Genomic DNA, 18,647 nt, shown 5'->3' with positions numbered 1-18,647 from the left:
TCACATAAGGAGATGACCGTTTTGTCCTCAGCCATGCCAATACAATTACGCTGGTTGAATCAGCCAGCTGCTGCTGCGGGGGTTACCTGGGGCGTACCCTGGTCCAAGGGAGAACTGAAGCGCGGGGACCTGTCCGCCCTATGTCTTAACGGGACGGGGGAAGGTTCCAGTCTGCCGCTGCAGAGCCGCCCTGCCGCCTATTGGCCGGACGGCAGCATCAAGTGGTCGTTTCATTCGGCCGTATGCCCCGACGGGAGTACGGAGGGTTATACGCTGGAGCGGTCTGCAGTGCCGGGGGATATGCCGGCAGCCCTGCAGGTGTCCGTTCAAGAAACAGAAGAAGCCTATATTGTCGATACCGGCACCATCCTGTGTACCGTGGGCAAGCGGGGGGCGGGACCAATCTCCCGGATTATCCGCCGGGCTCCGGAGGAATCCGGAGGTTCCGGCAGCGATCATGGATATTCCGGAGCTGCGGAGGCTGTTGAAAGTGCGGCGTTGTCTGCGGGTGCAGGTGCAGATGTTGGCGCGGATACAGGTGCGGGTGCAGGTGCAGATGTTGGGGCGGATGCAGGTGCGGGTGCAGGTGCAGATGTGGGCGCAGATACAGGTGCGATTGCAGGTGCAGGTATGGGCGCGGATGCTGGCTTGGAGCAGCAGGGTTGCCGCTCAGAGCAGCTCCTGTGCAGCGGAAGTGAGCTGGTCTGCCTCCGCGAGCAGCGCGATACGCTCAGCGGTGAGCTAACACTGCGGCAGGAACGCTTTACAGGCGTGACCCGCAGGGCAAGCCTGGAAGAAGCCGGACCGCTGCGTGCTGTGGTTCGGCTGGAAGGCAGGCATAGAAGTGTGAGGGGAGCCAGAGAATGGCTTCCTTATACTTTGCGGCTATACTTCTATGCCGGGCTGGATTCCATCCGGCTGGTGCATACCTTTCATTATGACGGCAATCCGCAGCAGGATTTCATTAAGGGGCTGGGCATCGTGTTCAAGGTGCCGCTAAGCGGTCCGTTGTACAACCGCCATGTCCGGCTGGGTGGCAGTGAAGGAATCTTCAGCGAGTCGCCCAAGACGCTTCATACCCGCAGGACCAAAGGCAAATACGCCGTCATGTTCGCCGGGCAGCTGGAAGGAAAGCTCCAGCAGTTTGACCCGGGGGAGGATGCTTATTTCACGGGACTGCTTCAGGATTCTGCAGTATGGGACAGCTTCAAGCTCGTTCAGGATTCGTCCGAGCATTATGTAATCCATAAGCGGACAGGGGCGGGCTGCACCTGGATTAAGGGGGCAGAAGGCCGGCGGGCAGGAGGGCTAAGCTATGTCGGCTCGGAATGCGGCGGTCTGGCCGCCGGAGTGAAGAACTTCTGGCGTAAGCACCCGTCAGGGCTGGAGATTACCGGCACCTCCGGCAGTGAAGCAGCGTTAACGGTCTGGTTCTGGTCGCCGGAGGTTCCGGCCATGGACCTGCGCCACTACGATACGAAGACGCATGTGGAGTCCTCCTACGAAGGCGCAGATGAACTGCGTGCTACACCGTACGGTATTGCGGGCACCAACGAGCTGACCTTGTGGTGCACCGCGGAAACGCCGGGAACTGCACAGCTGCTGCAGATGCAGCAGGAAGCGGATGAACCGGCGCTGCTGGTCTGCGCTCCGGAGTATTATCACCGCAGCCGGGCGTTCGGCCTGTGGAGCCTGCCGGACCGGAGCACACCGGCCAAGGCCTGCCTGGAGGACCGGCTGGACGGCATCCTCTCCTTTTACCAGTCGGAGATCGGGCAGCGGAAATGGTACGGCTTCTGGGATTATGGCGACTTCATGCACAGCTATGATCCGGTCCGCCATGTCTGGAATTACGATCTGGGCGGCTGCGCCTGGCAGAATGCCGAGCTGGTGCCGAATATGTGGCTGTGGCTCAGCTTCCTGCGGACCGGGCGCGCAGATCTATTCCGTATGGCGGAAGCGATGACCCGGCATACCAGCGAGGTGGATGTTTATCATTTCGGGGAATATGCGGGCCTTGGCTCACGGCATAATGTCGTGCACTGGGGCTGCGGCTGCAAGGAAGCACGGATAGCTATGGCCGGACTGCACCGCTACTACTATTATCTGACCGGCGATGAGCGGACCGGCGACATCATGGACAGTGTGAAGGATGCGGATTATTCCACGGTGACGCTGGACCCGATGCGGGCTTATTTTCCGAAGGATGAATTTCCGACCCATGTGCGGGTAGGTCCGGATTGGGCGGCGTTCAGCTCCAACTGGATGACCCGCTGGGAACGGTATGAAGATACGGCGTACCGCGACAAAATCATAATGGGAATCAACTGTATCAAAGCGGCCAATCTGCGGCTGATCTCCGGTCCAACCTATGGCTACGACCCTAAGACGGGAATTCTGAGCGCTATGGGTGATGACAACTGGGGACGGCATCTGGCGATCAGCATGGGCGGGCCGCAGGTATGGTTCGAGCTGGCGATGATGCTGGAGGACCCGGAGTGGGAGGATATGCTCGCGGAATTCGGCGTGTTCTACAACCTGCCTCAGGAAGAGAAGGATGTCATTACCAGAGGAGCGATTACAGGCAGGCTGCGGTTTGAGCATCCGGTGCTGAGTGTGGCTATTGCTGCCTATGGCGCATGGTACAAGGATGACCGGGCTACTGCTGAACGCTGCTGGAACATCCTGCTGGAGAATCCGTTCGGAGCCGTTGACCTTCAGGCAGAGCAGACGCTGGTTACTTACCTGGAACCGCTCCATGAGATCGGCTGGATGAATACGAATGAAGCTTCGCAGTGGTCGCTGAACACGATCATTGCCCTGGAGCTGATTGCTGAAGCTCTTCCGGAGCGGGGAGCAGGAGCAGAGGCGGATGCCGGAAAGGCGGTGGCGGCTGAGTGACTGCGCAGCAGGACTTGACGCTGATTCCGGAAGGCTGGCGGGAGATCTACCGCAATACTTTGGAAGGACCCGGGCATGTGGAAGGTTTCCGGATGGAAGGCGACGGCATAGTTACCTTTCCGCAGGGACGTTTAAGGCTGGAGAGTAAACGGGATGCAAAAGAAGGGCAGCAGGCGAATGTGGTCTTCTGGTGCCCGGAGGTTTGTCCGGCGGAGCTTGCGGTATCGTGGAAGTTCCGCCCGCTGCGGGAACCCGGACTGGCTATTTTGTTCTTCGCTGCTGTCGGCGCCGGGGGCAAGGATCTGTTTGATCCGTCCCTGCCGGTCCGCACGGGGGAGTATGACCAGTACCATCATGGGGAGATGAATGCTTTCCACATCTCATATTTCCGCCGGATGTGGGAAGAGGAGCGGTCCTTTCACACCTGCAATCTGCGCAAAAGCTACGGCTTCCACCTTGTCGCGCAAGGCGCTGATCCGTTGCCGGATGTTGCCGATATGACCGGAGCCTACCGCATGCTGGTCGTGAAGCAGGGTCCTGCGGTGACCTTTGCCGTGGACGGATTGCCGCTGCTGCACTGGGTGGATGACGGTTCGTCCTTCGGCCCGCTGCTGGCAGGCGGCAGAATCGGCTTCCGGCAAATGGCACCGCTGATTGCAGAGTATAGTGATCTGGTTGTCTATGCTCCTTGATTGCCCGGCGGAACGAAAAGAAAAAAAGAGGCGATAGGGGAAATTTCGCACTGCAGGAGGATTGAACCGGTAATCTTTCGTATTAGCACCGGGTTCCTTGCTTGAAATGCTGGCTTTCTGTGACGCTCCCTTAGGGCCTAAGCTTTAACTGTATTTTGTGCAACTAAAGCGATCGATTATTGCACTGCGAGAGCTTTAATTGTATTTCATGCAGTTAAAAGTACTCATATTTGGAAAAGAAGACGTTTCGCCATTTTTAATTGTACAGAATACAGTTAACCCGGCAAAACCCGTGTTTTGCCGTCTTTTAAGTGCAGGAAATACAACTATATAGAGTGAGCTTAAGAATCTGACTTGCTGCATGGACGAAATCCTTGCTCCGCAAGGGGGGGCGTCCATCAACTGGCCATCATTCTATAACTGCTATCTGCTCCTCATTATTACACTCAACAGACCTGCTAGCGCAAGGTTCTGCAGAGGAAGTCTTTTACAAGTTCAAGCCATATAGTTCAGATCCTAAGTGTGTCTTATATAGATCTTCATTTTCATATGTAAAGGAGGCTTAACCGTAATGTCTGGAGTGTATTACTGCTATCCGCAAGGCCGGCATAAGGCGCTGACGATGAGCTATGACGACGGCAGACGGGCAGATGAACGGCTGGTCGGCCTGTTCAACATGCACGGAATCAAGGGTAGCTTTCACCTGAATTCGGGACTGCTTGGAGAAGGGGACCGCATTCGGGCAGAGGAAGTCGCCGCCTTGTACCGCGGTCATGAAGTCAGCGCGCATACGCGGAGCCATCCGACCCTGGCACGCTGCCCGCAGGAGTATATCGTTGAGGATATTATGGAGGACCGCAAAGTACTGGAAGGGCTAATCCGCCAGCCGGTCCGCGGAATGTCTTATCCGAACGGGTCCTATACGGCAGAGATCAAGGGGCTGCTGCCCCATCTGGGCATCGAATATGCCCGTACTGTCCAGAGCAGCGGCGGTTTCGCCCTCCCGGAGGACTGGCTGGAGTGGCAGGCCACCTGTCACCATAACCGGGATTTGCTTGCCCACGGGGAGACTTTTATAGGACTGCATAAGCGCCAGTATCTCTATCTGATGTATGTGTGGGGCCATAGCTACGAATTCGACAATGATAACAACTGGGAGCTGATGGAGCGCTTCTGTGCCATGGCCGGCGGCCGGGACGACATCTGGTATGTGAGCAACCTGGAGCTGGTTCATTATATGAAGGCCTGCCGGGGGCTGATTTTTTCTGCCGCACGGGATTTTGTATACAATCCGGGAGCTGCTGCCGTCTGGCTGGAGGTTGCCGGAACTGTGGTCGGGGTGCCTGGAGGACAGACTGTGGAGTTAGGCTGATTACAGGACTGGGATAGAGATAAGGAGGAATTACTGTGAAAAAAACGAATCAATCGCTGCACCGGCTGGCCGGAATCGATATTTCAGCCGCCGGTCCAAGATGTAAAATGCTGCTCGGTGATCTGGACGGGGACGGCAGGGCAGAGCTGCTGCTGGTTCAGCCGGATAACCGCCAGGATGTCCGTTATATTCCGCATCAGGTGCAGTGCCTGACTGCCTATGATCTGGAGGGCCGTCTGTTGTGGCAGACCGGGAAGCCGGATAATGGTGCAGGCAGCTCAGGGTCGGATTATCCGGCCCAAATCTTCGATATTGACGGAGACGGCGCGCTTGAGGTGCTGTGTGTGATGGATGACCGGCTGCAGATTCTGGAGGGGGCGACGGGCAAGGTCAAGTCGGTCCATCCGCTACCGGCCAAGGAAGCCCATGACTGTATCATTATTGCCGACCTGAAGGGCAGCGGACATCCTTCCGACATTATCCTCAAAGACCGCTATCATCAGCTGTGGGCACTGAACTCCAGCTTCGAATTGCTCTGGACCCATCAGGGCAATGTGGGGCATTATCCGTGGGTGTTCGATCTTGACGGAGACGGGCGTGATGAGATCATGGCCGGATATGATCTGCTGGATGCGGACGGAAACCGGCTGTGGAGCTGCCATGATCTGGAGGATCATGCGGATTGTCTGTGGGTCGGCGATGTGAATGGAGACGGAGTGCCGGAGCTGGTGATCGGCGGCAGTGTGACGGTGATGTATGACCGTGACGGGCATGAGCTGTGGCGGTATGAAGGCTCCATTGAATCGCAGCATCTGGCGCTCGGACGGTTCCGTCCCGACCTGCCGGGTCTGCAGATTGCCGGTCTCGACCGTATGGTCCGTGAAGATGACGGCAAGGGCCTGCGCGGTAAAGATGCGATGTTTCTGCTGGACCAGTCCGGTCAGGAGCTGTGGAAGGAAGAGCGCACCACGGACGGCTGGCTGACGATCGTTGAAGCCGTAAGTCATTTCTGGAAGGATGCGCCGGATTATATTCTGGCTTACCGCCGGGGCGAAGCTGTGCTTCCCGCGCTCTATGACGGCTATATGAATATCGTTGCCCGGTTTGCCGAGCAGGGATACGCCGTGCATGGGGACCTGCTGGGCAGCGGGACCGAGCAGGTCATTATTTATACGGATGAGCTTGCGGCCGTCTATGCCGGCGAACCGCTCCCGCTGCAGGCGGTGCATCCCGGGCGGCAGCTGCCGCAGCCCAAGCGGCTGTACAGCTCCACCCTCTATCCCGGCGGTGAGGTGGCGTTGTGATAGGCGGTGAGGCAGGCAATGGAAGGGTGACGGTGAAGAGTGGTGAGGCAGCGAAGAGCGGGCATACTGTGGAGGCTGGCGGGACTGTGAAGAACAGCAAGACTGTGGAGGCTGGTGTTCCGGCATATTTTGATCCGCAGAATTCTATCGTGCGTACGGCTGGAGAGCATACCGAATCCGTGCTTGCGATCGTAGCCAATCGCTATATCGGTGCCAATCCGCCGCAGCCTCCGGTGTACCGGGTGCATCTGGAGGACAGCTTTCCGCGGCTATCCGACTGCCGGTATGAGATGAATCTGAAGGAACGGCTGCCGGAGCTGCAGGACGGGGAATTTGTCTATGTCTGGGGCAAGCTGTGGAGCGAAGCAGAGAGCGATATCCCGCTGGCTGTCAGCTGCTTCGGTCCGGTAACGGTCTATGTCAATGGCTCCGCCGTGTTCCAGTCCAATCTGAACGACGATGTATTTCCGGACCGCAGGGCCTACTTCCGGACCGGGCTAAGCCAGGGCTGGAACCATGTGCTGCTGGAATTTACCGCAGTCGGCACGGGCTGCGGCGGCATCTTCGGCACGGGCAGCGTGAAAGGCGCACCGCTGCATTTCCTGGCCCCGACAGCCGGGCGCAGCGGCTGTGAGGGCTGGATTTACAGCGCGCCGCAGCAGAGCAGATGGATGCTGCAGCCGGAGTGCGAGCGCGCCGGCGTTCCTCAAGGAGGAACAGCAGCACTCCAGGCGGAGCCGCTGCAAAGCGCATTCCGCAGCGGCGCGGCCGAAGCGGCGCTCGCGTCCCGCTGTGCCTGGTATCCGCAGGCCGGATGGCCGGATACCGTGGCTTGCGCCGGGAATCTCGCGCGTATCTTCGGCGAGGTTCCCGGCGCGAAGGCGCTGGCCTGGAGCCGGCTGGCGGTGACAGCGCCGGGCTTCACTGACACCCGGCTGAGCCTCCGCAGCCGGGACGTGGCGGCACTCCGGGTCTATGTGGATGGCAGGCTTGCCGCCATCCAGCCCGGGGGGAGTGCCGGGCTTGAATGTGTGCTGCCGCTGGGCTTCGGCAGCCATGATCTGCTGGTCGAGGCCGTCTGCGATGGCCCGGACTGGGGCTTCCGGCTGGAAGCGGCGGACGCAGGGGGAGAAGCGGAAGCGGACACCGTGAGCCTGGTCTTGCCGCATCCTGTGGAAGGGCAGGCAGGACCCTGGCTGTATCTGGGGACCTTCCTTGCATCGGCTGCACCGGAGGCTGCTGCGGCGGCTATGATGGATACTCCCTTTGGGGAAGGGGCGGAGAGCTGCTTCTGGCGGGTAGACCGCCCCGGCGGAGCGGTCAGGCCGTATCTGGAGAGCACGCTGTACGGACGCTGGAATTATCCGCTGGGCGTGACGTTATACGGGCTGCTGTGCACAGGGACAGTGCTGGATGATTCCCATTACACCGCTTATACCAGAGGCCATATTGAGCAGTGCACACGGCTTCATGAATATTCACTCTGGGACACGGGCCGTTACGGCGCTCCGGGAATTAATCAGCAGCTGGCGCTAATCGACTCCCTGGATGATTGCGGCTCATTCGGTGCGGCGATGCTGGCAGCGCACAGCGTGCAGCCGCTGCCTGGAGCAGCCGGGGCGGCAGAATACATTGCCCGTTACATTCAAGGGACACAGTCCCGTGACGAGGCGGGTGCGCTCTACCGCACCCGGGGCACGACCGATTTCATGCAGGGAACAATGTGGTGTGATGATTTGTATATGAGCACCCCTTTTCTGGTCCGGTACTATCAGCTGACCGGCAATGCTGCCTATCTGGATGACGCCGTGGCCCAGTTTCTGCATTACCGCGCGCGGCTGTTCCAGCCGGAGCTTGGCATTATGCACCATGTCTATGACTATAAATTCGGCAAGCCGAACGGTGTGCCTTGGGGCAGAGGCAACGGCTGGGTGCTGTTCTCACTGACCGAGCTGCTGGAGATTCTGCCGGAGCAGCACCCGCAGCAGCCGGAGCTGCTGGATTATTTCCGGGAGCTGTGTGAAGGGTATCTGCGGCTACAGGATGCAGCAGGGCTATGGCATCAAGTTCTGACGGATGCTGAAACCTATGCGGAGGCATCCTGCTCTTCAATGTTCGTGTATGCCTTCGCGAGAGGGGTACGCAGAGGCTGGCTGCTCAAGCCGCAACCCTACGCCGCTGCAGCAATACGCGGCTGGCACGCCCTTGCCGAATACTGCATCGACAAGCAGGGGAATGTCTACGGCGTCTGCCGGGGATCAGGCTACTCCTTCAATAAGCTCTATTACAAGGAGCAGCTCACCTGGCAGCTCAACGATACTCACGGAATTGGCATAGTACTGCTGGCCGGTATTGAAGCGCTGGAGCTTATGCGGGAGCTGGAAGCACAGAAACGATAATGAAATTATACTGTATTGATAATATTTGCCGGCCGGGGCTGTCTAGCAAGCGGATTCACTGCTTACTAGACAGCCTCTTTGCTATGGAACAGCACTGCTCCAGAGAATCGGAGCAAGAAGGAGTAAATCATCGGCCGCTTAAGAGCGAAAGCAAAGAATGCGCCTTCATTCATGCAGGGACGGCATTTTTGGCTTCTTTTGTCAACCGTAGCGTTTTACATTAAATGGCTGCAGGCGTAAGATTCAAATCAACAACCGAATGAAATTTAACTGTTCTCAAATGGCTGAATTCCAGTAATGGGAACGGGGGAACCAACGGTGATTACGGCTTTTGCACAGATAGCGGCCGCACGCCTGGGGTGAATCCTTGCTGCATGCTGTAACGGTGCTCCGGCAAGGTAGGGCAATCTCGCTGCCCGAATCCGTCAGCTAACCCCGTAAGCCTCGAAGAGAGAGGATGAGCGCCATGATCGATTAACCGACCACGGAGAGCCCTGCTGCTGCTGTGGTCTTTTTGCTGTGCAGGCAGCAGGGGGAGACGGTCTGAATCAAAAATAACAATTCATATAACAACGGTAAAAGTCTATTTATAATGTGATCTGAACTGCCTAAGGAGGTGATCGTTATCTTAACTATATTTATCGTGTGCTTCTGGGTCGGACTGCTCCTGCTCCTCAGCGGCGGACTTCACGGACATGGCCTGACGGGTCATCTGCATGCGGGGGGCGGTGACGCCGGGGGGCCGGGCTTTGTGCCTATACTCCCGCTGATGGTGTTTGTCACAGTCTGGGGCGGCTCCGGTTATGTGCTTATCCGCTTCAGCGGAATGGGCGTGCATGCAGTAGTGCTGATCTGCACCATGATTGCCTTGCTGACAGGTTGTCTGATGTATGCAGTGTTGGCCCGGGTGATGACCCGGTATGACAGCAGCATGAATGAATTGGATTATGAGCAGGCAGGGCAGCTTGGATACATCAGTGTACCTGCAGCAGATGGGACAGCCGGGGAAATGAAATATGTGCTGCACGGAACGATGCGCTCCATTGGAGTGAGGGCAGCAAGCGGCCAGCAGCTTGTGAGGGGCGACAGGGTGATTATTTTGAAGGTGGATAAGGGAATGGCGGAAGTAACCCTCTTCGAGAGGGAATTCGGAGAATTATAAATGACGGGGAGTGTCGGACCAAATGGTTATTCTTTATTTAATCTCGGGCATTGTTGTTGTTATTCTGCTGGCTTTGTTCAGTATCGTGACCGCTTATAAAAAAGTCCCGCCCAATCAGGCGATGATTGTATACGGTCTCGGCGGTAAAAGAGTGGTGCAGGGCGGCGGTACGTTCGTCATCCCCGGCTTCCAGAACAATAAGACCATCTCGATGATGCTGATGAGCTTCGATGTCATTCCGGCGCAGGCGATGTTCTCCCGGCAGGGCATCAAGCTCAACCTGGAGGCGGTCGCCCAGATAAAAATCAAAAGCGATCCCACCGCTATTCTGACGGCCAGTGAGCAGTTCATCGACCGGCCGGAAGAAGACCGCGAGACGATTATCCTGCATTCGGTGGAGGGCCACCTGCGCGGCTTAATCGGGCAATTGACGGTGGAATCCATCCTAAAGACGCCTGATGAAATCAACAGCAAGATGAGGGAGACCTGCTCGGAGGACCTCGACAAGATGGGGCTTGAGGTCGTCAGCTTCACCATCAAGAAAATTACGGATGACAAAGGGTATATCGACAATATGGGGGTTCCGGAAATTGAGCGCATCCGCCGCGATGCCAGCATTGCCAAGGCGGAAGCGGAACGCGACATTCAGATCAAGCAGGCCGAGGCGGAGAAGGAATCCTCCATTGCCAAAGCCAATGCGCATCAGGCCACCATTGAAGCGGGAACCGCCGCCCGCGCGAAGGAATCCCTGTTTGAGAAGGAACTGAACATCAAGCAGGCGGATTTCAAGCTGGAGACAGAAGTGAAGAAGGCACAGGCGGATCTTGCGTATGAATTGCAGCAGAACAAAATTAAGCAATCGCTCGTTACCGAACAGGTCAAAATCACGCAGATGGAAGCGGAGGCCAACCGCACAGTCCGGGAAATTGAAGTCGAGCTGAGACAGCGGGAGCTGGAGGCAACGGTGATCAAGCCTGCCCAGGCGGAGAACCAGGCTACGGTCATGAGAGCGGAAGCCGCCAAGCAGCGGCAGATTCTTGAGGCGGAAGCCGAGGCAGCGACAACGACCAAGCGCGGACTGGCCACGGCGGAAGCTGAGCTGGCGAAAGGGAGAGCGAATGCGGAGATTGTCCAGCTGGCCGGAGCGGCGGAAGCGGGAGCCTTGGAGAAGAAAGCCGAAGCGTACAAACAGTTCACACAAGCTGCGCTTACCGTGGAATTCCTGAAAATCCTGCCGGAGCTGGCTGAGAAAATTGCTTCCCCGCTCGCCAAGGTGGATAAGATTACAGTGATTTCCCAGGATGGAGCTACCTCAGGCGTGAACAAAATTACCGGTGATATTGCCAAAATAATGGCCCAGGTTCCTGAGTTGACCCAGACGCTTACCGGTATGAATGTGACCGAAGCGCTCAGCGGACTGCTTGGCCGGGATAAAGAGCAGTAATTCATATACAGCAGCAATAAAGCCGCCGTTCTTTCGTTAATGGAGAATTGCGGATTTATTGCTTTTTTGTGTGCCGGTTTTTCTCACTGGTCACAGACGTGAAGCTGGATTTGTAGTAAACTGGAAGGAATGTACTGTCTGCTCGCAATTATTCTACAGAAAAGAATGTGATATATTTATGCAGCTTCAGGCTCGACTGCCGGCCAAAAAATGGCTGGAGAAGTACCTTTCCGGGGAAGGGATGGATTACCGGCAAATTGTAGCTTTATTTATTCCGATCCTGATTGACCAGGCTTTCATCATCGGGCTTAATCTGGTAAACACTGCGATGATCAGCTCATCCGGCATGGCGGCGGTCAGTGCGGTGAATATGGTAGATTCACTGAATATATTCCTGATCAACGTATTCGTTGCCATTGCTACCGGCGGGACAGTGGTCGTTGCGCAGTACAAAGGCAGCGGCAACGACCGGATGGTATCCCAGGCTACGGCGGGTTCGGTTACCTCGGTATCGCTGATCGCCGTGGGAATCGGACTTCTGCTCATGGGCTTCCACACGCCGATACTGAACCTGCTGTTCGGAACAGCTTCCGCCGATGTGCTGGATAATGCCCGGATCTACATGATCGGCAGCAGTATTTCTTATCTGGGGATCGCCGTGGTTCAGGCGGTGTGCGGTGCGCTGCGCGGCGTCGGCAGGACGCGGGCTTCGCTGATGCTGTCGCTGATCATGAATCTGCTGTACGTACTCCTGAACGTAGTCTTCATTAACCTGCTGCACATGGGTGTGCTGGGGATGACGCTGGCGGTCAATATTGCGCGGTATGCGGGCATGATCTTTGCCCTGGTGTACCTGTTCAAGATTGACACGGTACTGCGTGTGCGGGTCCGCGACCTGTTCCATGTTCCGGTCTCTATGCTGCGCAGAATTATGTTCATCGGCGTTCCATTTGCAGCTGAGCAGATGTTCTTCAATGGCGGCAAGCTGCTGACCCAGATTTTTATTGTTAGTATGGGCACCTATGCGATTGCGACCAATGCTATTGCCGGCTCGCTGGCGATGGTGTTTCAGATACCGGCCAGTGCGTTGTCTCTGACGATCGTGACGGTGGTCGGCCAAAGCATCGGGCGGGGGGATGTGGCAGATGCCAGAAAATTCATCAAGTCCTTCCTCTGGATCGGTTCAGCCTCGTATGCCTTGGTCGCCCTGCTCCTGATGCCGCTGTTCCATCCGCTGGTGTCAATCTTCTCTCCGCCTCCTGAGATCATTGACGACTTGTTTGTAGTCCTGCTGGTGAATGCTATTGCCCAGATTCCGCTGTGGGCGGTCAGCTTCATTCTGCCGTCCGCGCTGCGGGCAGCGGGGGATTCCCGCTTCACCTCTATCACCTCCATGCTGTCGATGTGGCTGTTCCGGGTCGTATTCGGTTACATTCTCGGGATCGTCCTAGGCTACGGTGTGCTGGGGGTCTGGCTGGCGATGAACTGCGAGTGGGCCGTCCGGGGATTTGTGTTTCTATGGCGCTTCAGAGGCGACAAATGGTTTGCGCATAAGCTGATATGAACGCTGTGGCTGCTGATCTAAAGGCTGTCCCGTAAGTAGTTTTCCCATAAATGTAAGACAACAGAGCAGCGTTGCCCGTTATTAAGTGGCGCTGCTCTGCGTTTTTTGTATCGCGTGCAGATTCCCTGCACGTGGTGTAATGAAGTGAAGGCTGGCGCGATATGATGTCGAGCCGCGTCGGGCTGTCCAAGTGTTCTCCGGTAGGAGTGAGGAGTGGCTTCTTCAGGCCAGCAAGTGGAAAAACGTATCTTAATTCGTCAATTTCTGAGCGATGTGCGGAAGCAAGTGGAAAAACAACATCTAATAGGGGTAGTTTTCACTACTTTGGATGAAATGGAGTGATTTAAGTGCTGTTTATTCAACTGCTGATTAAGCAGGGGGACATTCGCTCATCAGCAAGTGTAGTAAATCCAACTGCTATTAATCCGGCCTCTATAGCATCCGGCTTATAAAGTGGCAGACAGGTGCTTCTTAGTTCTGACACTCCAGTGAAATGAACTATAAAAAGCACGGTACAATCTTTAGTTTCGGGTAAGACGCTTTTTTTGCATTATGCTACGATTTGGGTTGAGAAGGGGGGCAGCTTTCACATAACTGTAAGCGCTTAACTCAAAAGAAACCCAAATTCATACAGAGGAGTGCAATACATGAAGCGAATAATCAAGCAAGTCTCTCTCGTATTACTTGCAGCCGTCCTGCTTCTTCCGGCAGGCGGGTATATTCCGGCTGCTCAGGCAGCAGAGGCCCCGGCCAAGGTATACCACGAAAGCTTTGCGGGCGGCACAGGCAAGGCAGTCCAATCCGGAGGCGCCAGCCTCAGTGCAGTCACGGGAGTTCCTTTTGACGGAAATGCCGATGGAGCAGCGTTATACGTAAACAACCGGGTAAATAACTGGGATGCGGTTGATTTCAAATTCTCGGATGTCGGCCTCAAGAACGGGCACACATACACCGTCACTGCTGTCGTCTACGTTGACGCTAATGTAGCGGTCCCGGACGATGCGGCGGCGGCGCTCCAGACGGTGAAAAGCTATGGGAATTATACGGCAGTACCCTATGTGGCAGGCCAATCAGTCACACTGAAGAAAACATTCACTGTGGATACCGGTGCCGTGGACCCCGACAAGAAGGATTATGGCTTGCGCATCAATTCTAACGAGGCCGGGGCCGCAGTGCCATTTTATCTTGGAGATATTCTGTTCACTGAAGAGGGCACTCCAGGCGGCGGGGAAGAACCTGTCCGGGACCCGGCTTTACCATTCAATACGATCACCTTTGAAGACCAGACGGCAGGCGGCTTCACCGGCAGAGCGGGAACCGAGCTGCTTACTGTAACCGGTGAAGAGAATCATACGGCTGATGGTTCCTACGCGCTGAAGGTGGAAGGCAGAACCTCTACCTGGCACGGGCCTTCCCTGCGTGTGGAGAAATACGTGGATAAGGGCAGCGAATACAACATCTCTGCCTGGGTCAAGCTGATCGATCCTGCCAGCTCGCAGCTCCAGTTGTCTACGCAGGTGGGCAATGACAGTGGTGCGAGTTATGTGGCCCTGTCCCCCAAGACGATCAGCACTGCTGACGGCTGGGTGAAATTTGAGGGCAGCTACCGCTATAACAGTGTGGGCGGCGAATATCTGACCCTTTATATTGAAAGCTCCAACAACACAGCAGCCTCCTTTTATATCGACGATATCACTTTTGAGCATACAGGCACCGGCCCGGTGGATATTCAAAGGGATCTGGTTCCTCTAAAAGCAGCCTATCAGAATGACTTCCTGATCGGTAACGCGATTTCAGCCGAGGATCTGGAAGGTGTCCGGCTGGATCTGCTGAAGCTGCATCACAACGTTGCTACCGCAGGCAATGCCATGAAGCCGGATGCGCTGCAGCCGACTAAGGGGAATTTCACTTTTACAGCGGCAGATGCGATGGTGAACAAGGTGCTGGCGGAAGGGATGAAGATGCACGGGCATGTGCTGGTATGGTACCAGCAGTCGCCTGACTGGATGAACCTGACCACGGATGCGGCAGGCAATACCGTTCCTCTGGGACGTGCCGAAGCACTCACCAATCTTAGAACTCATATCCGGGAGGTTATGGAGCATTTTGAGGGCAGGGTGATCTCCTGGGATGTAGTTAATGAAGCAATGAATGATAACCCGTCCAACCCGTCCAACTGGCAAGGGGCTCTGCGTCAATCCCACTGGTATGATGCCATCGGTGCGGACTATGTAGAGCAGGCTTTCCTGGCGGCCAGAGAGGTGCTGGACGATCATCCAGAGTGGGATATCAAGCTGTATTACAATGATTACAACGATGATAACCAGAACAAAGCCCAGGCCATCTACAGTATGGTCAAGGAAATCAACGACAGGTACGCGCTTACTAACCCCGGGAAGCTGCTGATTGACGGTGTGGGGATGCAGGCACATTACAATATCAACACGAATCCCGATAACGTCAAGCTGTCGCTGGAGAAATTCATCTCGCTTGGGGTAGAGGTCAGCATTACCGAGCTCGATATTCAAGCCGGAAGCGACAATAAGCAAACGGAGAAGGAATTGGTCGACCAGGGCTATCTGTATGCGAAATTGATGGATCTCTACAAGGCACATGCCGCCAATATCGAGCGCGTTACCTTCTGGGGAATGGATGACCGTACCAGCTGGAGAGCTGTCTCAAGTCCGCTGTTGTTTGACAGGGATTTGCAGGCCAAACCGGCATATTACGGCGTCATTGATCCGGCAAAATATATGTCAGAGCATCAACCGAACACGACAGAGGCTAATGTGTCTGAGGCCGTTTACGGCACACCGGTCATTGACGGAACAGCGGATGAAATCTGGTCCTCAGCGCCTGAGATGGCAGTGAACCGGTATCAGCTGGCCTGGCAGGGTGCAAGCGGAACCGCGCGTACTCTGTGGGATGAACAGAATCTATATGTACTGGTCCAGGTCAGCGATGCCCAGCTGGACAAGAGTAACGCGAATGCGTGGGAGCAAGACTCGGTTGAGGTCTTCCTGGATGAGAATCTGGGCCGTACCACCTTCTATCAGGACGATGACGGACAGTTCCGGGTCAATTATGACAATGAAGCCTCCTTCAGTCCGGCAGCCATCAGTGCAGGCTTCGAGTCGGCAACCAAGGTAGCCGGAACAAGCTATACCCTTGAAATGAAGATTCCGTTCAAAAAAATCACCCCGGCCGGCGGCACCAAGGTCGGCTTCGACACTCAGATTAACGATGCCAAGAGCGGCGTCCGGCAAAGTGTTGCCGCCTGGAATGATACCACCGGGAACGGTTATCAGGACACGTCTGTGTACGGCATATTGACTCTCAAGAGCAGGGATGAAGAGCCGGAACAGACAACGGCACCAACGCCGACACCAGCAGCAACGACACAACCAACTGCGGAACCAACAGCAGAACCAACACCAACAGCTACACCAACCCCGGCACCGGTATCTGGCGGAACAAACTATGTCAATAGCACACCTACACCGAAGCCTGTGAATCTTGAGAGTAAGGACGGCGTGGTTACGATCAGACCGGAAATCAAGAATCAGGGAGGAGAGGCAAAGGCCACGGTTACGGGCGATATTCTGCGCAAAGCGCTGGAGCAGGCAGTCCCGGCAGCAGACGGCATGAAACAAATCGTGATCGACCTGCCGAAGCAGACGGGTGCAGCCTCATACGAAGTTGAACTGCCGCTGCAAAGCCTGAAGGGGCAGGCGAACTTCGTGCTTGTGATCAAGACAGGCCCTGCAACGCTCGCAATCCCAGGCGGGCAACTGGCTGGCATTACAGCAAACAGTGAATACATCTCCATTCATGTAAAAGAGTCCCCGGCGGCCAGTCCGGATGCGGCAGCCCGCAGTCTGACCGGCAGTCGTCCGGTAGTGGAGCTGAAGTTGTCGGCCGGAGGCCGGGAGATGGCCTGGAGCAGCCCGGATATGCCTATAACTGTTTCAATTCCTTACAAGCCGGCAATGGAAGAGCTGGGTTACCCCGATTCACTGCTGGTGCGCCAGCTCCGTGAGGATGGCCAGATGATTGCTGTCGTGAACAGCCGTTATAATGCGGCGAACGGATCACTTGTGTTCCAGACATCAGAGTTCGGCACTTTTGCAGCGGCGTATGCTCCATTGACATTCACGGATCTGGGGAATCTGTCTTGGGCTAAGCAGGCTGTCGCTGCTATGGCGGCGCGTGATCTTGTCCTGGGAACCTCCAGCGGCAATTTCTCCCCGGCGGTTCCAGTGAGCAGAGCAGATTTCACCGCATCCCTTCTGAAGGTGCTTGAACTCAAAGCTGCTGCTGAAGCAGGTGCTGGATTCAGCGATGTCGGGAATAATGCGGAGCATTTCAAGGAGCTTGCAGCCGCGAAGCAGCTCGGCATCGTCACCGGCTATGCAGATAACACCTTTAAGCCGGACAGCACGATTTCACGTCAGGAGATGATGGTGATCGCCGCCCGCGCGCTGAAGTCAGCAGGGATAGCGGCACAAGGCAGCGGAACTCTGGATGCTTACGCGGATGCAGAGCGGATCTCCGCTTACGCCAAGGGCAGTCTGGAAGCTCTGCTGAAATATGGAATTGTGAACGGTAAGAACGGCAGGCTTGCCCCGGACGATACTCTTACCCGGGCGGAAGCAGCGGTCATTCTGTACCGGATCTGGAAGCTGTAATTAGGACTTAGAATTTTCTTCTGATTGAGCGCAGCAACAGCCAGCCGCCGGGCGGATTCCCGGAGGCTGGCTGTTTATGCTGCAGGTTTATTTTTGTTTTTAAGTATGCCGGCAATCAGCGTCCATTGTAATTCCGTACAAGTTCATCCATCACGCGGCTGGTACGGATAGCGGTATCGCCGGTGCTTAGAGCGGTGCCGCATCCCAGAAGCTCATCTACAATGGACTGGATCAGCGGCTGCTGGATATGGGGCGGGTGGGCAATGAATTCAGGGTACTCCCCGTTTTTGGTCCGGAGAATAACCGGCTGCTCCGCAAAGGTGGAGAAGGTGATACTGCCACGGCTGCCGATAATTTCAGTAACGTCTTCGTTAGTAAAGGCATTGAAGCACCAGATGCCCGTCCCATGAACGCCTGTCTCAAAGCGGTATCTGCCGGATACGGTATCCTCAGGTTTGTAGGGGCTTCCAAAGTTGGACGCATGTCCGTTGACATCTTCAATCGGGCCAAGCAGGAAATCGAGCAGGTCCAGCGTATGGCTGCCCACATCCAGCAATAACCCGCCGCCGGAAATTTCCGGGTCCACCCGCCAATTCTCCACACTTACCGCTGCGAGCGGCTTAGTCATATGCAGGGTGCGCACAAACCGGGGTTCACCGATCGCTCCTGTGTCCAGCCACTCCTTAACCTTGCGGAAGCGCGGAAGCCCTCTGCGGTAATAAGCGACGTACAGCGGAACCCCCGCCTGCCCGCAGGCAGCAATCATGGCTTCGCATTCCGCCGTATTAAGACCCATGGGCTTCTCCACATAGACTGGCTTTCCGGCCTGCGCTGCCGCTAAGGTGTATTCCATATGGGTGGACGGCGGTGTAGCGATATACACGGCATCCACGCCAGGGTCGGCTATCAGACCGGCTGCCCCGTCGTACCAGCGGGGTACCCCATGCCGCCGCGCATAGTCGGCTGCAAGTTCTCCGCTGCGCCTCATGACGGCCGCGAGCTGCGATCCTCCGGCCTTTTGCAAGGCCGGACCGCTCTTAACCTCGGTTACATCCCCGCAGCCGATAATGCCCCAGTGAATGATTTTGCTCAACTCAGTATCCTCCTCCGCATCTAGTCCT

10 protein-coding genes and 1 riboswitch are annotated in these 18,647 nt (G+C 56.1%); of the genes, 9 read left to right on the top strand and 1 reads right to left on the bottom strand.

Annotated features, from left to right (window positions below; translation table 11 throughout):
* The first annotated feature begins 33 nt into the window (after positions 1 to 33).
* The 9 genes from NSU14_RS22435 (at position 34) to NSU14_RS22395 (ending at position 17,526) form a co-directional block, all read left to right on the top strand.
* Positions 34 to 2,901, top strand: a complete 2,868-nt coding sequence (locus tag NSU14_RS22435) for an exo-rhamnogalacturonan lyase family protein (RefSeq protein WP_256703740.1) — start codon at positions 34 to 36, stop codon at positions 2,899 to 2,901.
* A complete protein-coding gene (locus NSU14_RS22430; protein ID WP_179093413.1) occupies positions 2,898 to 3,593 on the top strand; it encodes a DUF1961 family protein in 696 nt (231 codons plus the stop codon). The genes NSU14_RS22435 and NSU14_RS22430 overlap by 4 nt, the downstream gene beginning before the upstream one ends.
* 571 nt (positions 3,594 to 4,164) lie before the next feature.
* Positions 4,165 to 4,965: a polysaccharide deacetylase family protein gene (locus NSU14_RS22425; protein ID WP_076242585.1), complete on the top strand. Its 801-nt coding sequence runs from the start codon at positions 4,165 to 4,167 to the stop codon at positions 4,963 to 4,965.
* A gap of 107 nt (positions 4,966 to 5,072) precedes the next feature.
* Entirely contained in the window at positions 5,073 to 6,269 is a 1,197-nt protein-coding gene (locus NSU14_RS22420) for a hypothetical protein (RefSeq protein WP_256703765.1), read from the top strand.
* The gene (locus NSU14_RS22415; RefSeq protein WP_340947372.1) at positions 6,266 to 8,668 is read left to right on the top strand and encodes a glycoside hydrolase family 88/105 protein; all 2,403 of its coding nucleotides are present in this window, start codon (positions 6,266 to 6,268) and stop codon (positions 8,666 to 8,668) included. The genes NSU14_RS22420 and NSU14_RS22415 overlap by 4 nt, the downstream gene beginning before the upstream one ends.
* 272 nt (positions 8,669 to 8,940) lie before the next feature.
* Positions 8,941 to 9,127, top strand: a riboswitch (cyclic di-AMP (ydaO/yuaA leader).
* A 184-nt stretch (positions 9,128 to 9,311) separates the two neighbouring features.
* Complete coding sequence (locus tag NSU14_RS22410) at positions 9,312 to 9,830, top strand: hypothetical protein (protein WP_340947371.1); 519 nt, start codon at positions 9,312 to 9,314, stop codon at positions 9,828 to 9,830.
* Between the two features lie 22 nt (positions 9,831 to 9,852).
* A complete protein-coding gene (locus NSU14_RS22405; protein WP_039295561.1) occupies positions 9,853 to 11,274 on the top strand; it encodes a flotillin family protein in 1,422 nt (473 codons plus the stop codon).
* A 178-nt stretch (positions 11,275 to 11,452) separates the two neighbouring features.
* Positions 11,453 to 12,838 (top strand): MATE family efflux transporter, encoded by a 1,386-nt coding sequence (locus NSU14_RS22400; RefSeq protein ID WP_042134954.1) that lies wholly within the window; start codon positions 11,453 to 11,455, stop codon positions 12,836 to 12,838.
* Positions 12,839 to 13,485: 647 nt separating this feature from the next.
* A complete protein-coding gene (locus NSU14_RS22395; RefSeq protein ID WP_340947370.1) occupies positions 13,486 to 17,526 on the top strand; it encodes an endo-1,4-beta-xylanase in 4,041 nt (1,346 codons plus the stop codon).
* A 115-nt stretch (positions 17,527 to 17,641) separates the two neighbouring features.
* Here the strand turns inward: NSU14_RS22395 and NSU14_RS22390 are convergent, their stop codons facing one another.
* Entirely contained in the window at positions 17,642 to 18,619 is a 978-nt protein-coding gene (locus NSU14_RS22390) for a Gfo/Idh/MocA family protein (protein WP_076242590.1), read from the bottom strand.
* Between the last annotated feature and the right edge of the window lie 28 nt (positions 18,620 to 18,647).

Origin of the sequence: Paenibacillus sp. FSL R10-2771 (assembly GCF_038000205.1) — a bacterium.
Lineage (GTDB): Bacteria > Bacillota > Bacilli > Paenibacillales > Paenibacillaceae > Paenibacillus_AQ > Paenibacillus_AQ phytohabitans.
Note: the sequence above shows the minus strand (reverse complement) of the source record. Positions and strands in the feature narration are given on the sequence as shown.